Origin of the sequence: Paenimyroides viscosum (assembly GCF_003858535.1) — a bacterium.
Lineage (GTDB): Bacteria > Bacteroidota > Bacteroidia > Flavobacteriales > Flavobacteriaceae > Flavobacterium > Flavobacterium viscosum.
The window spans coordinates 14,308-29,824 of record NZ_RQTJ01000001.1; the positions used below are offsets into that span (position 1 = coordinate 14,308).

At 31.1% G+C, this 15,517-nt stretch carries 15 protein-coding genes; 12 read left to right on the plus strand and 3 right to left on the minus strand.

Annotation, left to right across the window (positions count from 1 at the left end):
- Positions 1-65 precede the first annotated feature (65 nt).
- The 3 genes from EG242_RS00085 to EG242_RS00095 all read left to right on the plus strand — a co-directional run bounded on the left by EG242_RS00085 (position 66) and on the right by EG242_RS00095 (position 2,518).
- Positions 66-758, plus strand: coding sequence for a DUF4294 domain-containing protein (locus EG242_RS00085; protein ID WP_124897895.1), 693 nt, complete (start codon positions 66-68; stop codon positions 756-758).
- Positions 759-797: 39 nt separating this feature from the next.
- Entirely contained in the window at positions 798-1,880 is a 1,083-nt protein-coding gene (gene dnaX, locus EG242_RS00090) for a DNA polymerase III subunit gamma/tau (protein WP_124897896.1), read from the plus strand.
- A 188-nt stretch (positions 1,881-2,068) separates the two neighbouring features.
- Positions 2,069-2,518 (plus strand): DNA polymerase III, encoded by a 450-nt coding sequence (locus EG242_RS00095; RefSeq protein ID WP_124897897.1) that lies wholly within the window; start codon positions 2,069-2,071, stop codon positions 2,516-2,518.
- Positions 2,519-2,528: 10 nt separating this feature from the next.
- On the opposite strand, the gene EG242_RS00100 is transcribed toward EG242_RS00095, so the two are convergent.
- A complete protein-coding gene (locus tag EG242_RS00100) occupies positions 2,529-2,840 on the minus strand; it encodes a hypothetical protein (protein WP_124897898.1) in 312 nt (103 codons plus the stop codon).
- Between the two features lie 109 nt (positions 2,841-2,949).
- On the opposite strand from EG242_RS00100, the gene EG242_RS00105 reads away from it, so the two are divergent.
- From EG242_RS00105 to EG242_RS00115, 3 genes are all read left to right on the plus strand, one after another.
- Positions 2,950-3,777, plus strand: coding sequence for a CvfB family protein (locus EG242_RS00105; RefSeq protein WP_124897899.1), 828 nt, complete (start codon positions 2,950-2,952; stop codon positions 3,775-3,777).
- A gap of 68 nt (positions 3,778-3,845) precedes the next feature.
- Positions 3,846-4,208: a KTSC domain-containing protein gene (locus EG242_RS00110; protein ID WP_124897900.1), complete on the plus strand. Its 363-nt coding sequence runs from the start codon at positions 3,846-3,848 to the stop codon at positions 4,206-4,208.
- A 92-nt stretch (positions 4,209-4,300) separates the two neighbouring features.
- Positions 4,301-5,128 (plus strand): hypothetical protein, encoded by an 828-nt coding sequence (locus EG242_RS00115; protein WP_124897901.1) that lies wholly within the window; start codon positions 4,301-4,303, stop codon positions 5,126-5,128.
- A 42-nt stretch (positions 5,129-5,170) separates the two neighbouring features.
- Here EG242_RS00115 and glmM read toward each other — a convergent pair whose 3' ends face one another.
- Together glmM and EG242_RS00125 are read right to left on the minus strand one after the other, a co-directional pair.
- On the minus strand, positions 5,171-6,556 hold the full coding sequence (gene glmM / locus EG242_RS00120; protein ID WP_124897902.1) for a phosphoglucosamine mutase: 1,386 nt from the start codon (positions 6,554-6,556) through the stop codon (positions 5,171-5,173).
- Between the two features lie 121 nt (positions 6,557-6,677).
- On the minus strand, positions 6,678-6,932 hold the full coding sequence (locus tag EG242_RS00125) for a hypothetical protein (RefSeq protein ID WP_203227662.1): 255 nt from the start codon (positions 6,930-6,932) through the stop codon (positions 6,678-6,680).
- Between the two features lie 727 nt (positions 6,933-7,659).
- On the opposite strand from EG242_RS00125, the gene EG242_RS00130 reads away from it, so the two are divergent.
- From EG242_RS00130 to EG242_RS00155, 6 genes are all read left to right on the plus strand, one after another.
- Positions 7,660-8,262, plus strand: coding sequence for an acyl carrier protein phosphodiesterase (locus EG242_RS00130; protein WP_124897903.1), 603 nt, complete (start codon positions 7,660-7,662; stop codon positions 8,260-8,262).
- Between the two features lie 35 nt (positions 8,263-8,297).
- Positions 8,298-10,106, plus strand: coding sequence for a chloride channel protein (locus tag EG242_RS00135; RefSeq protein WP_124897904.1), 1,809 nt, complete (start codon positions 8,298-8,300; stop codon positions 10,104-10,106).
- 475 nt (positions 10,107-10,581) lie between these two features.
- Complete coding sequence (gene uvrA, locus EG242_RS00140) at positions 10,582-13,413, plus strand: excinuclease ABC subunit UvrA (RefSeq protein WP_124897905.1); 2,832 nt, start codon at positions 10,582-10,584, stop codon at positions 13,411-13,413.
- Positions 13,414-13,481: 68 nt separating this feature from the next.
- Positions 13,482-14,204 (plus strand): LOG family protein, encoded by a 723-nt coding sequence (locus EG242_RS00145; protein ID WP_124897906.1) that lies wholly within the window; start codon positions 13,482-13,484, stop codon positions 14,202-14,204.
- Between the two features lie 88 nt (positions 14,205-14,292).
- The gene (locus tag EG242_RS00150) at positions 14,293-14,805 is read left to right on the plus strand and encodes a hypothetical protein (protein WP_124897907.1); all 513 of its coding nucleotides are present in this window, start codon (positions 14,293-14,295) and stop codon (positions 14,803-14,805) included.
- A 76-nt stretch (positions 14,806-14,881) separates the two neighbouring features.
- Positions 14,882-15,454: a hypothetical protein gene (locus tag EG242_RS00155; protein WP_124897908.1), complete on the plus strand. Its 573-nt coding sequence runs from the start codon at positions 14,882-14,884 to the stop codon at positions 15,452-15,454.
- Positions 15,455-15,517: the final 63 nt, after the last annotated feature.

A 15,517-nucleotide genomic window follows, 5' to 3' on the forward strand; every position in this document is an offset into this window, starting at 1 on the left:
TGTATTAATTTTAGACGAAATTACTAATAATTTTGTTCTATATTTACTTTAAAATTTAGAAACTAATGAGAACATTTTTTATAATCTTTTTTTCTGTTTGTGCACTTCAAATAAACGCACAAGTAAATGATTGGGAGAAATATGCCGATTCTTTACGCACAAATGTTTTAGACGATGGTGAAATTGAAAAAGAATTTGTGCTTCCAGAACTTCATATTAATTTTTCGAAGGAAGAATTAGAACGTATGAAAATTCAAAGTGTTTTAAAGCGCAGAATTATCAGAGTGTACGGTTATGCAGTTCAAACCAGTGATAATTTGACAAATTTGAATGAAAATATGGCGAAGATGGAATCAAATTCGCAGAAAAGAAAATATTTACGTCAAACCGAAAAGTACCTTAAAAATCAGTTTGAAGAACCTTTAAAAAAATTGTCGAGAAAAGACGGGCAAATTTTATTAAAGTTAATTAACAGACAAACCGACCGTACTACTTTTGAATTAGTAAAAGATTTAAAAAGCGGTTGGAGTGCGTTTTGGAATCAACAAGCAGCAAAAATGTTCGATTTAAACCTAAAGTCTAAATACGTTCCTGCCGATGTATTAGAAGATTTTTACATAGAAATGTTGATTCACGAATTGGCTGCCGAAGGAAGAATAGAATACAGACAACCTGCTAGAAATCTTAAAATGGAGCAGGTGAAAGCTAAATGGAAATCTAAATTAGGTAATTCTGGATATTATCCAGAAGAAAATTAATCAAACATTTTTGGTATATTTGCAACAAGCAGTTAATTCATGGAACAATTTATAGTATCGGCACGTAAATACCGCCCGCAAACGTTTAAAGACGTTGTTGGTCAGCAAACAATTACAAGCACTTTAGTTAATGCTATAGAAAACAATCATTTAGCACAAGCATTATTATTTACGGGTCCGCGTGGTGTTGGTAAAACAACATGTGCACGTATTTTGGCTCGAAAAATAAATCAAATTGGTTACGATGATCCAAACGAAGATTTTGCTTTTAATGTGTTTGAATTAGATGCTGCTTCGAACAACTCTGTAGAAGATATTCGTAATTTAATTGACCAAGTACGTATACCACCACAAACAGGAATTTACAAAGTTTATATTATAGACGAGGTGCACATGTTGTCATCGGCAGCTTTTAACGCATTCCTTAAAACGTTAGAAGAGCCGCCAAAACATGCCATTTTTATTTTGGCTACAACCGAAAAACACAAGATCATTCCAACAATATTATCTCGTTGTCAGATATTTGATTTTAAAAGAATTACGGTTAACGATGCAAAGGAATACTTAAAGGAAGTTGCTGTTAGCCAAAACATTACTTTTGAAGAAGATGCACTGCAAATTATTGCTCAAAAAGCAGATGGTGCCATGCGTGATGCATTGTCAATTTTTGATCGTGTTGTTTCATTTTGTGGAACAAATTTAACCAGACAGGCAGTTGCTGAAAACCTAAATGTTTTAGATTACGATTATTATTTGCGTGTTACCGATTTAATTCTTTCAAGTGATATTCCTAAATTACTATTAACTTTTGATACTGTTTTAGCGAAAGGATTTGACGGAAATCATTTTGTAACTGGATTAGCATCGCACTTTAGAAATTTACTGGTATGCAGAAATCCGGAAACTTTAAATTTATTGGATGTAAGTGATGAAAACAAAAACTTGTTTTATCAACAAGCCCAAAAATGTTCACAAGAATTATTAATTGAAGCAATTAATATTGCAAATACCTGCGATTTAAAGTACAAAACATCGGTAAATCAACGGTTATTGGTTGAGTTGTGCCTAATGCAATTGGCAACGTTGATGCATCCTGAAAAAAAAAATTCAAATCTGAACTAATTCCGGCAGCATTTTTTATAAATGTTAGTAAAAATAGCAATCATTCTATTGTTGTAGAAGAATCAAAAGAGGTTATTGTAAAGCCTATCAGTAAAGAAGACGATGTTGCAACTGTTTCTGATAATACGGAGTTAAATACCCAAAAAGTTACCATATCAAAAGAAACGGGTGATCATCAAATTTCTGCATTGTCATTAAAAAGTATCAAGAAAAAAAGAGAGTTAGAAGCTTCTATAAATCCAGTTCAAATAAATCAGGAAGACCTACCTAAAGATGATTTTACTTTTGAAGAACTTAAAAAACATTGGGATTATTGTTCGGCTCAATACTATGCTACAGGTAGAATGCTTATGTCGTCTACCATGAATATGGCAAATTTAACGTTAAATGATACCTTACTAACAGTTGAATTTCCAAATGAAGGAAGCAAATTAAGCTTTGAAGAGAATTTATACGATTTAGTATCTTACATTCATAAAAAATTAAACAATTACCATTTAAAAATTGATGTTAAGGTAAATGAGGAAGTTCAAATTAAAAAAGCTTATACCATACACGATAAATTAGATTATTTAAAAGAAATTAACCCAGCATTAGATGTTTTAATTAAAACGTTTGATTTAGAGGTGAAACCATAAAAAATGAAGACTAAAAGTCTTCATTTTTTCTATCGTCAATTTCTAATTTCATTAAAATTTTAGCAACATCATTTTCTGCAAAAGATAAATTTCCAGCTACAAAAACACCACGATCTCCTGTTGTAAAATCCTGAATTCCATATACAGTAGCTTCATCGTCTGGGTTACTCATGCCTTCATATCGGTAAATTTCAACAATTCCAAAATTTACTGGTGCACTAAGTATTTTATCTTCTTCAATATTGTAATCAATAGAAAATCCTTTTTCTTTTAATTCTTCTAACGCTTTTTCAACAGTTGCGTAGTGATACATTTTCTTCATAGTTTTAATTTTTTACTTAAAGTTAATAAAATTTGATTTAGAAGCCTTAAAAATTATCATAAAATCTAATAACTACTTTTTTGTTTGTACTTTTGTAAAAAATGTAATTATGATATCAATAGGAAACTTCAATACGTTAAAAATAGCAAGAAGAACTAATGTTGGACTTTTTTTGACCGATGGAACTGAAGATGTGCTTTTACCTAAAAAGTATCTTCCTGAAAATTTTGAAATTAACGATGATATCGAAGTTTTTGTTTATTTAGATCAAGAAGAACGCCCTATTGCAACAACTTTAGAACCTTATATTATTTTAAATGAATTTGCACTTTTAAAAGTAAATTACATGAACGATTTTGGAGCTTTTATGGATTGGGGCTTAGAAAAAGATTTGTTTGTACCTTTTAGAGAGCAAGCAAGACCAATGACTGTAGGCAATTATTACATTATTTACATGCATTTAGACGAGAAAACCAATAGGTTAATGGGGTCATCTAAACTAAATCAATTTTTAGATAATAATAACCTAACCGTTGAAGTAGGCGAAGAGGTTGATTTAATTGTAACGCATATTACCGATGCCGGAATTAATGTTATTATTAATGAAAAACATAAAGGTTTAATGTACCAAAACGAGGTGTTTGAAGATCTTAGAACGGGAGACCGTATCATTGGATATATAAAAAACATAAGACCAGATGGTAAAATTGATGTTTCGCGCACTAAAATTGGTTTTGAAAAAGTTACGGATAGCGCAAGTAAAATTTTAAGTGAATTAGAATTTAACGACGGCTTTTTAGGATTGAACGATAAAAGTCATCCAGACGAAATTAAAACCATACTTGAAATGAGTAAAAAAACGTTTAAACAAACCATTGGGGTTTTATATAAGGAAAAAAAGATTTTAATTAAACAAGATGGGATTTATTTAGTTTAGTGTTAAATATTTCATAATGCCAATTAATTTGGTTATATTTATTTTGAATTATTAAATAGATATGTATTATGAAAAACAGTTTACTTTTAATTTTGGCTATTACAGGTTTAATATCTTGTAACAGTAAAACAGATTGTCAAAGTCTATCAGGTAACTACACTACTTTTGTAGAAGCTAGAAAAGAAATTACAAAGGCAAATTTTCCTGTAAAAAATATACAGCTAACCCCAGAAAGTTCATGGATAAAACGTATTGAGTTTTACAGCTGTAATGAAAAAGATGGCTATTTAATAATTTATACTACTCGTGCAGAAGAATACATTCATGCAGAAGTTCCTTTAAAAATCTGGGAAGAATTTTCTACATCAAAATCAAAAGGATCTTATTATAACACCAATATTGTAAACCGTTATCCGTTTAATTTAAAATAAATTAAAAAAATGGTATGTTAGTTGTATATTAAAATGTATTAATATTCGTTTAGATAAATATTACATTAAATTTGCACAGCAATAATATACAAATGAAAAAATACCTATATATACTTTTTGTTTTTCTTTTCTTAACATCATGGAATGCCCGGGCACAAATTGATGATACAGATTTAGAAGAAATAGTAATTGATAAATTATCGCGTACAAGTATCATTGATATTATTAAAAAAGTACGTAATCAAATGTATAATAATTACGATAATAACAATTATAATTATCTGGTAAATCATAAAGCATCTATTAACGATACTGCTCAGTTATTGCAGTCGCAAACGGTATTTGATGTTTCTATAAACCTTAAAAGTAAAAAAATTAATAAAAGCATTGTAAAAGATTCTAGAAATACGGTTGCAATGGATACTGTTTTTTTTAATAGATATTCGGGTAACGATTCACCTATGTATTGGCTTACCGAAGTTGTTATTAGAAAATATGTGAATGTTCCGGAACTAGATTTCTTTAATAATTTCAAAGATTATTCTTTTGAACGTAAAAGAACAGCAGACGGACAGTATATCATTGAATTTTATTCGGAACAATTTTATGAAGGATATTTTCAGTACGATAAAAATTTCAATTTAAAGAAAATGGAATTTGTTTTGCTAAAGCCTTACATTATAGATCATAGTCAGTCTAAAAACGGTAAGTTTATGTTTGAAAAAAACTGGATCTATAAAAAAGAAAATGTTTCTATAACTTTTGATACAAGTAAAGACGGAAAGAATTTTGTTGATGAACTTAAAGCATCAGAAGAAATTCAAGATTACAACTTTACCAGATTCGATTCTAAAGGAGGAGTAGTGATAAAAGATATTGATTTAGATTTTAAATCGAATTTAATATTTAAGAAGTTATAAAAAAGTCGAGTTCTACAACTCGACTTTTTTATGATTATTTTATTACTGCACAATACTTTCTATTTCGTTAAGTATTTTTTGCGCTAAATTATCAGCATCATTTTGTGTCGGTGCTTCGGTATAAATGCGGATGATAGGTTCTGTATTCGATTTTCGCAAATGCACCCAAGAATCTGCAAAATCTATTTTAACGCCATCTACAGTGCTTATTTTTTCTGTTGCATAATGTTTTTGCATTTCTTCTAAAATAGCATCAACATTAATTTCAGGCGTTAGTTCAATTTTATTTTTACTCATGTAATAAGCAGGATAGGTGGCTCTTAGACTCGCAACGTCCAAATCTTGATTTGCTAAGTGTGTTAAAAATAAAGCAACACCAACAAGCGAATCTCTACCGTAATGCGTTTCAGGGTAAATAATACCGCCATTGCCTTCGCCGCCAATTACAGCGTTGTTCTTTTTCATTAATTCTACCACATTTACTTCGCCCACTGCCGATGCTTCGTATATGCCACCATGTTTTTCGGTAATATCTCTCAAAGCACGTGAAGACGACATGTTTGAAACCGTGTTACCAGGAGTTTTGCTCAATACATAATCGGCAACAGCCACTAAAGTATATTCTTCACCAAACATTTCACCATCGTTACTAATAAAAGCCAAACGGTCTACATCTGGGTCAACCACAATACCAAAATCGGCTTTTTCCTTAACTACCAACTCACAAATATCTGTTAAATGCTCTTTTAAAGGTTCGGGATTGTGTGGGAAATGACCGTTTGGTTCGCAATATAACTCTACTACTTCAACGCCCATTTTCTTTAACAACGCAGGAATTATAATACCGCCAGACGAATTAACGCCGTCAACAACTACTTTAAACTTTTTTGTTTTAACTTTTTCTGCATCAACTAATTTCAAATTTAAAACTTCGTCGATATGTCGGTCCATGTAATCGGTAATTTCGGTAATCGTTCCCAACGAATCTACATCGGCAAAATCAAAACTGTCTGATTCTGCAATTTCCAAAATCAAAGCACCTTCGGCTCCGCTTAAAAATTCGCCTTTATTATTCAGTAATTTCAGTGCATTCCATTGTTTTGGATTGTGCGATGCTGTTAGAATAATACCTCCATCGGCTTTTTCCATTGGTACAGCTACTTCAACCGTTGGAGTAGTAGACAAGCCTAAATCAATCACGTTAATTCCTAAACCAATTAATGTTTGCATGACCAATTGATGAATCATCGGACCAGAAATACGAGCATCACGACCAATCACAACGGTTAATTTATCTTTTTGTAAACTGTTTTTTAGAAAAGTTCCGTAAGCAGCGGCAAATTTTACGGCATCAATCGGGGTAAGGTTATCGCCCACATTTCCGCCGATAGTACCACGAATACCAGATATTGATTTTATTAAAGTCATTTTATTTGTTTTAATATGGAAAACAAATATAAAGATTCCTTTGTAAATTTAAGTAGAGGGAAGGTGAAAAGTATAAGGAATAAAGTCGATTGATTGATGTTTTTAAGCAGATTTTGCACTGTCATAGTGCAAAAAATGCCAAAAGTTGCACTGTGATAGTGCAAAATTTCATACTTTTGAACAAAGTAAAATAGAATAAGTTAAGTTTGTTCTTTATTTCTGTCAGCATTTCTTCTGCGCTCTGTTTCTCAGCCCAACCACTTTCCTCTTCTTTCTTAATCTTCATTCGAACATAATCATAGTATTCGTCACGTTCGCGTGCCTGCTTAATTAAATAATTAATTAATCGCTTTGCTTTTGTTGCTAAACTCTTCATTTTTAATCTGGTTTTTTAGCCACTCGTCTTTTTTTTGGGTTAATGTTATGCTTTGACGTGTCATAATTTAATCTTCTTTTGATGTACATTATACATCAAAAGAACTAAAAAAGAACTAAAAAAGAACTAAAAAAGAACTAAAAAAGAACTAAAAAAGAACTAAAAAAGAACTAAAAAAGAACTAAAAAAGAACTAAAAAAGAACTAAAAAAGAACTAAAAAAGAACTAAAAAAGAACTAAAAAAGAACTAAAAAAGAACTAAAAAAGAACTAAAAAAGAACTAAAAAAGAACTAAAAAAGAACTAAAAAAGAACTAAAAAAGAACTAAAAAAGAACTAAAAAAGAACTAAAAAAGAACTAAAAAAGAACTAAAAAAGAACTAAAAAAGAACTAAAAAAGAACTAAAAAAGAACTAAAAAAGAACTAAAAAAGAACTAAAAAAGAACTAAAAAAGAACTAAAAAAGAACTAAAAAAGAACTAAAAAAGAACTAAAAAAGAACTAAAAAAGAACTAAAAAAGAACTAAAAAAGAACTAAAAAAGAACTAAAAAAGAACTAAAAAAGAACTAAAAAAGAACTAAAAAAGAACTAAAAAAGAACTAAAAAAGAACTAAAAAAGAACTAAAAAAGAACTATTAATAACTAAAAAAATCAATATAATTTCTTAGACATTGTCCTCAATCTTAGTTACTTTTGACTATAAGACTTTTAAACTATCAACTTAACTATGAATTTTCTAGCACATATATATTTATCGGGAAACAACGAGCGCATACAGATTGGCAATTTTATGGGCGATGGAATCCGTGGTAAAGATTATAAAAATTATCATACCGACATTCAGATAGGTGTTTTGTTGCATAGATCTATTGATAGCTTTACCGATTTTCATTCAATTTTTAGGAAATCAAAATATAGGTTAGTACCAAAGTTCAATCATTTTTCGGGAATTATTATTGATATGTTTTACGATCATTTTCTGGCAAAAGAATGGAAACTATATCATCATGAAGATTTAGAGGTTTTTACACAAAAATTTTATCAAAACTTAGAAAAGCATTATTCAGAATTAAATCAAAAAACGCGTAATCTATTACCTTACTTAACAAAACAGAATTGGCTGCAACGCTACGCTAACTTAACAGATTTACAACAAATTTTAAAACAAATGGATAATCGTTTCGCAATGAAATCAAATATGAATGAAGCGGTAGAAGATTTGTACCAACATTACGATGATTTTCAAAGAGAATTTCATTTGTTCTTTAAAGATTTAATGATTCATGCAAACGCTGAAAAAGTGCGATTAGAACAAGAGTTTAAAAAATGATTGGGTTTTAATTTTAAGTAAGCTACTTTTGCAGTATGGATGCACCCCAAAACAAAAAAAACCGAATAAAAAAAACGTTTCGATACCTTGAAGGAATATTGTATTTGCTTAAAACAATAATTTCCGATCGTCAGTTTTTATATATTTCATGTGTTCTGGTGGGTATTTCATCTGCATTGGCGGTTATTCTTTTAAAATCTTTTGCCCATTGGGTTTATCAATTTGTCACTTATTTAGATGCTCTTTACAAACTGCCATATTTTAATAGTATTTTGCCTGTTGTTGGTATTTTACTTACGGTGTTAGTGGTTAGAAAGTTTTTAGACGGATCTATAGAAAAAGGCACAAGCCAAATTATGATTGCTGTTGCTAAAAGATCGGGCTATATACCACGTAAACAAATGTATGCGCAAATTATAACCAGTTCGTTAACGGTAGGTATGGGTGGATCTGCCGGACTGGAATCTCCTATTACCATTACAGGTGCCGCATTTGGATCAAACTTTGCACAAAATTTCCGTTTTAATTATAAAGATAGAACCTTGTTATTGGCTTGCGGCGTTGCATCGGGTATTGCAGCTGCGTTTAACGCACCAATTGCCGGAGTGCTTTTTGCTATTGAAGTTATTATTGCCGATATGAGCGTAACTGCGTTTATTCCGCTAATGATTTCGTCTGCAACTGGTGCTATAGTTTCGGCAGTGGTTTTAAAAGAAAGTATTTTACTTAATTTTAAAGAACAGTTTGTTTTTGATTATTCTAATACCTTTTATTACGTTGTATTAGGAATTATCGCAGGTTTGTTTTCATTGTATCATGCACGTATGTTTCGTAGAATAGAAACATTTACAGCAAAAATGCCTTACAAACCTTATAAAAAAGCATTGATAGGCGCTGGCTTGCTCGCTATTTTAATCTTCCTTTTTCCAACGCTTTTTGGTGAAGGTTATGAAAGTATTAAAGTTTTAGCACATGATAAAGCTGCGGGAATCTTAGATAACTCGCTCATAGAAAAATTCAATGAAAATAAATGGGTAGTTTTTACCTTTGTAATTTTAACATTGTTTGTAAAAAGTATTGCAACCGGTTTAACATTAGGTTCAGGTGGAAACGGGGGTAATTTTGCGCCGTCTTTATTTGTGGGATCTTATTTAGGTTATAGTTTTGCTAAGTTTTTTGAATTAATCGGCTTTAAAGAATTGCCTATTACCAATTTTACAGTCGTAGGCATGGCAGGTGTTTTAAGTGGTTTGTTTCATGCGCCTTTAACAGCTATTTTCTTAATTGCCGAAATTACGGGTGGTTACGGTTTAATGGTTCCATTGTTAATTGTATCGTCTATAAGCTTTGCTATTTCAAAACATTACGACAAATATTCAATGGATATTTTTACAATTGCTGATAAGGGATTGGTGTTTACATCAGACAAAGACAAAAATATTCTGAATAAAATTGAACTGCATAACATATACAGTAACGATGCCGAAGTTTTAACAACAGAGAACTCTATGTACGATGTTAAAAATCTGTTTTTAACTAGCAGTCAAACATTTATTCCTATAATTAATGAAGAACGAAATGTATTGGGAATTATTTATTTGAACGATGTTCGATCTATATTGTTCAATAATTACAAATTAAGTTCCACATTTATAGAAACCGAAATGAAGCCCGCTTTTTCGGTATCGCTTTCAGAAAATACAGGAAATGCACTTCAACTGATTGACGAAAACCATCTGTCTGAAATATTGGTTACGCAGCAAGACAAATTAATTGGCTATGTTACCAAAGTGAAAATTTTAGAAGTATATCGGGAAAATTTAAAGAATTTAAGGATTGAATAGTTTATGAATGTGCCATTAGTTATTTTAATATTTTTTGGATTATCAATATTTTTCATTTTTTTATTCAAAAGAGAACTTTTGGTTCATAAGAAATTTACTACTTATTTTATAATTTACTGCTTGATATTAGGTATATTAGGTTTGTTTCTATATTATGATAGTGTGAAAGGTGGAGATATTCTGATATTACCCATTTTTCAATTTATTATTTATAGAATTTTTTATAAAATTTTTGTTTCGATTTATAAAAGAGAACCTAAAGATACTTTTTGGAGTATGGATTTATCTTTAATGAAAGACGGAATCTTTAATTTCTTATATGTCATTTCTTCACTTTGTATTCCTTTATTTTTAGAGCATTATTTTTTAAAATAAATCAAAATCTGTATATCTGTAGTAGAAATAAAAACTTTTTACCAAAGCTTTAATATCTTAAGAACAAAGCAATTTGTATATTTGCACTTTGAATTTTTCTATGCAAAACTCCGATGATAATATACAGGTTTTGGGCGCACGCGTTCATAACTTAAAAAATATAGATGTTACCATTCCCCGCGAAAAACTGGTGGTTATTACGGGCTTGTCGGGATCCGGAAAATCCTCTTTAGCCTTTGATACCATTTATGCCGAAGGGCAGCGCCGTTATATTGAAACATTTGCTTCGTATGCGCGTCAGTTTCTTGGTGGATTGGAGCGTCCCGATGTTGATAAAATCGACGGACTTTCGCCGGTTATTGCCATCGAACAGAAAACGGTAAACAAAAATCCGCGTTCAACCGTTGGAACCATTACCGAAATTTACGATTTCATTCGTTTACTTTTTGCTCGCGCTTCCGATGCTTATTCCTACGAAACGGGTGAAAAAATGGTCAGTTATTCCGATGAGCAAATTCAGCAGCTAATTATCGAAAATTATTCCGGACAGCGAATCAATATCCTTTCACCTGTAATACGTTCTCGTAAAGGTCATTATCGTGAATTGTTCGATCAAATAGCAAAACAAGGGTTTGTAAAAGTTCGTGTCGATGGTGAAATTCGCGATATTGTTCCAGGAATGCGATTAGATCGTTACAAAACACACGATATTGAAATTGTGATTGATCGTTTGGCTGTTGATGATACTGAAGATACGCAGAAACGACTGGCAGAAAGTATAAAAACGGCAATGTATCACGGTGAAGACATCATGGTTGTTCTTCCTCATGAAAGTGAAACACCACGTTTTTTCAGCAGACATTTAATGTGTCCAACTTCGGGAATTTCATATCCAATTCCAGAGCCAAACAGCTTTTCGTTCAATTCGCCAAAAGGCGCGTGTCCGGTTTGTAATGGTTTGGGAACAATCAATGAAATCAACCTTAAAAAAATTATTCCAAATAACGAACTGTCTATAAAAGCAGGTGGAATAGAGCCTATTGGCGAGCAAAAAAGCACTTGGATTTTTAAGCAGTTGGAAATTATTGCACAGCGTTACGAATTTAAATTGACCGACCCTATAAAGGATATTCCTGCGGAAGCGTTGGATATTATTTTAAATGGCGGCAAGGAAAGTTTTTCGGTTGCATCGAAAATTTTAGGTATTACCAAAGATTATAAAATTGATTTTGAAGGAATATCAAACTTTATAAAAAATCAGTTTAACGATGCGCCAACAGCTGCTATTAAACGTTGGGCTGGCGATTTTATGGATGAGATTGTTTGTACTGAATGCCACGGATCTCGATTACGTAAAGAATCGCTTTATTTTAAAGTAGGCGAAAGAAATATTGCCGATTTGGCAACCATGGATTTAGATCAATTATCTGATTGGTTTGGCGGATTGCACGAAAATTTAAGTTCTAAACAACAAGTTATTGCAGGCGAAGTTGTCAAAGAAATATCAAGCCGATTATCTTTTTTGTTAGATGTAGGTTTGAATTATCTTACTTTAAACCGATCTTCTAAAACGCTTTCGGGTGGTGAAGCACAGCGTATTCGTTTGGCAACACAAATTGGTTCGCAATTAGTCGGCGTTTTGTATATTTTAGATGAACCGAGTATTGGTTTGCATCAGCGTGATAACGAAAAACTGATTACTTCGTTAAAACAATTGCGCGATGTAGGAAATTCGATTTTAGTGGTAGAACACGACAAAGACATGATAGAAGAAGCCGATTATGTAATTGATATTGGTCCGAAAGCCGGTTTAAACGGCGGACAGATTATCAGTGCAGGCACACCGGCAGAATTGTTAAAAGAAAATACCATTACCGCGCAATTTTTAAACGGCAAATTAAGTATTCCTTTACCCGAAGAACGCAGAATAGGAAACGGTAAAACATTGAAACTTTTTGGTGCAAAAGGCAATAATCTTAAAAATGTAACGGTTGAGTTTCCTTTAGGAACCTTAATTTGTGTTTCTGGAGTTTCAGGTTCGGGTAAATCAACATTAATCAATGAAACGCTGTATCCGATACTAAACGAACATTTTTTCAATGCGATTAAAGTTCCACAGGCTTTTGATAAAATTGAAGGATTAGAAAATATTGACAAGGTTATAGGTATCGATCAAAGCCCGATTGGTAGAACACCTCGTTCTAATCCGGCAACCTATACCGAAGTTTTTTCTGAAATTAGAACGTTGTTTACAAAAACTCCCGAAGCTAGCATTCGTGGTTATAAACCCGGTCGTTTTAGCTTTAATGTGAAAGGCGGTCGTTGTGAAACCTGTGAAGGATCGGGTTTACGTACCATAGAAATGGGCTTTTTACCTGATGTTTATGTAGAATGTGAAACCTGTCAAGGCAAACGTTTTAATCGCGAAACTTTGGAAATTCGTTATAAAGGAAAATCTATTGCTGATATTTTAAACATGACCATTGATGAAAGTGTACCGTTTTTTGAAAATATTCCTAAAATTTATCGTAAATTAAAGACCATTCAAGACGTTGGTTTGGGTTACATTACGTTGGGTCAGCAAAGTACTACATTATCAGGTGGCGAAGCACAGCGTATTAAACTAGCAACAGAATTGTCTAAAAAAGATACTGGAAATACGTTTTATATATTAGACGAACCTACTACTGGTTTGCATTTTGAAGACATAAGGGTGTTAATGGAAGTTTTACAAAGATTAGTAGATAAAGGTAACACGGTTTTAGTAATTGAACACAATTTAGATGTTATTAAAATGGCAGATTACATTATAGATATTGGTCCGGAAGGGGGAAAAAATGGGGGTGAAGTAGTAGCGTTTGGTACACCAGAAAAAGTATCTAAAAGTAAAAAAAGTCATACAGCACGCTTTTTAAAGAAAGAATTAATTTAGAAAATATAATAGTTTCAGGTTTTTAAAACAATTAAACCTAAAACACATCAACAATTAAACAAAAAAATATGGAAGAAAATTTATCAGAAGACGATATCAGAATTCAAGATAAATTGACACAAAAATCTTGGAACGAGATTAAAACCAATGATTCTTGGGCAATATTTAAAATTATGTCTGAATTTGTAAACGGATACGAAAAAATGGGTCGTATTGGTCCGTGTGTATCTATTTTTGGTTCGGCACGTACAAAAAACGACAATCAGTATTACAAACTGGCAGAAGAAATCGCTTTTAAAATAAGTAAAGCAGGTTACGGAGTAATTTCTGGCGGTGGTCCCGGAATTATGGAAGCTGCTAATAAAGGAGCACATTTGGGCGGTGGCGCATCGGTTGGATTAAACATAGATCTGCCATTTGAACAACATTTCAATCCGTATATTGATCACGATAAAAACCTACAGTTCGATTATTTTTTCGTTCGTAAAGTAATGTTCGTAAAATATTCGCAAGGTTTTGTGGTTATGCCGGGCGGTTTTGGAACTTTAGATGAGTTGTTTGAAGCAATTACCTTAATTCAAACTAAGAAAATCGGTAAATTTCCTATTATTTTAGTCGGATCAGAATTTTGGTCAGGCTTGATTGATTGGGTAAAAACGGTAATGTTAGAAAAATATTTCAACGCATCACCAGAAGATATGAACCTGATAAAAATTGTAGATACATCAGACGAAGTTGTTACAATTATCGATAACTTCTATAAAAAATACAATTTAAGTCCGAACTTTTAATACATCAATCCGTTTTCAAAAGAAACGGATTTTTTTATATAAAAGATTTAATTATATTTGATATAATTAACTCTTAAAACAAACTATTATGATGAAAATACTTGTGTTAGGTTGTTTATTACTAACAATAAATAGTTATTCGCAAACATCAGAAGAAATTAAGTTTTTGGAACAAGCAGAGGCTGCAATGAATGATGATGTATATACAGATTTTCTTGATGAAGTAATAAAATTCAGATTGTCAGAAGATAGTTTGTACGAAATATATTATACGAATAGTTTTACTGAAAAAATTAATTCTGTTGAAAATAGTAGAGAAACGTGTAGTTTAAGTGATTTTGAATTTGAAAAGTGGGCAGAGCAGAATCTAAATAAAACAAAATTTTCTTCTGTTAAAGAAGCTGTTGATTTATTTATAAATCTTAAAAAATATACTCGCTTAAATGAGTCGAAAAATAATGAAATTAATCTAAAACTACAGGATTATAAAGAGAAATACGGCTTGTTGTTACATAATGAATTTACGAACGGTTTAGCAAGGGCAGAAATGAATGCTTACAATAAACTTTTTCAAAGTACTAATAATCTTACAAGCATTTAGTAAGATAAATCAACATACAAATCCGTTTTCAAAAGAAACGGATTTTTTTATATATTACATCTAAAAAATAGTGCTTATGAGAAACTTCTTCACAAGTTTAATTTTATTTTTTACAAATATTTTGTTTGCTCAATCAATTGAAGAGCAAAAAATGTTTGTAAACACTATTTCTAATCACAATCAAAATAGAGAAATCCCTTATGTTATAGAAAGATATAATTATGATTTAGCAAGTATCCTTAAATATAATCCATTAAATTTATCTAAAAAGAACATCAGAGAAATCATTAGAAAAAACAAACGAATTACTTTAGATACCATTCATTTTTCTCGAATTGATTCTTTTACTTTTATACGGTTAAAACAAGAAGAAATTTTTAACTACTTACAATCAATAAAGATAAAAAAATTAGAAAAAAGACGATATTTCAACGAACAAAATGATATAGAGTCTATTAAAAAATTAGATCAAAATCTGTATCATTATGTGTATTATTTTGGAATGCCTATATATTTCGATAACAATCAATCGTGTTTAATAGAAAGTGCCGAATATTGTGGCGGTTGCGGAGTAACAAAAATATCTGTATTTAGTAATATTGATAACGGTTGGGAATTGATAAAATCTGAAACTATAGGAGAATTTTAGAAATAAGAAAAATCATTTTTGTTAATAATTCTAATTCGATTTCCTAAATTAGCATCAAAATTA

What these genes read in the sequence shown, in the direction of transcription:
- EG242_RS00145 (WP_124897906.1), top strand. Translation starts at nt 13,482, where the DNA reads ATGGAAGAAAATTTATCAGAAGACGATATCAGAATTCAAGATAAATTG.
- EG242_RS00135 (WP_124897904.1), top strand. Translation starts at nt 8,298, where the DNA reads ATGGATGCACCCCAAAACAAAAAAAACCGAATAAAAAAAACGTTTCGA.
- EG242_RS00100 (WP_124897898.1), bottom strand. Translation starts at nt 2,840, where the DNA reads ATGAAGAAAATGTATCACTACGCAACTGTTGAAAAAGCGTTAGAAGAA.
- EG242_RS00130 (WP_124897903.1), top strand. Translation starts at nt 7,660, where the DNA reads ATGAATTTTCTAGCACATATATATTTATCGGGAAACAACGAGCGCATA.
- EG242_RS00155 (WP_124897908.1), top strand. Translation starts at nt 14,882, where the DNA reads ATGAGAAACTTCTTCACAAGTTTAATTTTATTTTTTACAAATATTTTG.
- EG242_RS00105 (WP_124897899.1), top strand. Translation starts at nt 2,950, where the DNA reads ATGATATCAATAGGAAACTTCAATACGTTAAAAATAGCAAGAAGAACT.
- EG242_RS00110 (WP_124897900.1), top strand. Translation starts at nt 3,846, where the DNA reads ATGAAAAACAGTTTACTTTTAATTTTGGCTATTACAGGTTTAATATCT.
- glmM (WP_124897902.1), bottom strand. Translation starts at nt 6,556, where the DNA reads ATGACTTTAATAAAATCAATATCTGGTATTCGTGGTACTATCGGCGGA.
- EG242_RS00115 (WP_124897901.1), top strand. Translation starts at nt 4,301, where the DNA reads ATGAAAAAATACCTATATATACTTTTTGTTTTTCTTTTCTTAACATCA.
- EG242_RS00125 (WP_203227662.1), bottom strand. Translation starts at nt 6,932, where the DNA reads ATGAAGAGTTTAGCAACAAAAGCAAAGCGATTAATTAATTATTTAATT.
- dnaX (WP_124897896.1), top strand. Translation starts at nt 798, where the DNA reads ATGGAACAATTTATAGTATCGGCACGTAAATACCGCCCGCAAACGTTT.
- EG242_RS00085 (WP_124897895.1), top strand. Translation starts at nt 66, where the DNA reads ATGAGAACATTTTTTATAATCTTTTTTTCTGTTTGTGCACTTCAAATA.
- uvrA (WP_124897905.1), top strand. Translation starts at nt 10,582, where the DNA reads ATGCAAAACTCCGATGATAATATACAGGTTTTGGGCGCACGCGTTCAT.
- EG242_RS00150 (WP_124897907.1), top strand. Translation starts at nt 14,293, where the DNA reads ATGATGAAAATACTTGTGTTAGGTTGTTTATTACTAACAATAAATAGT.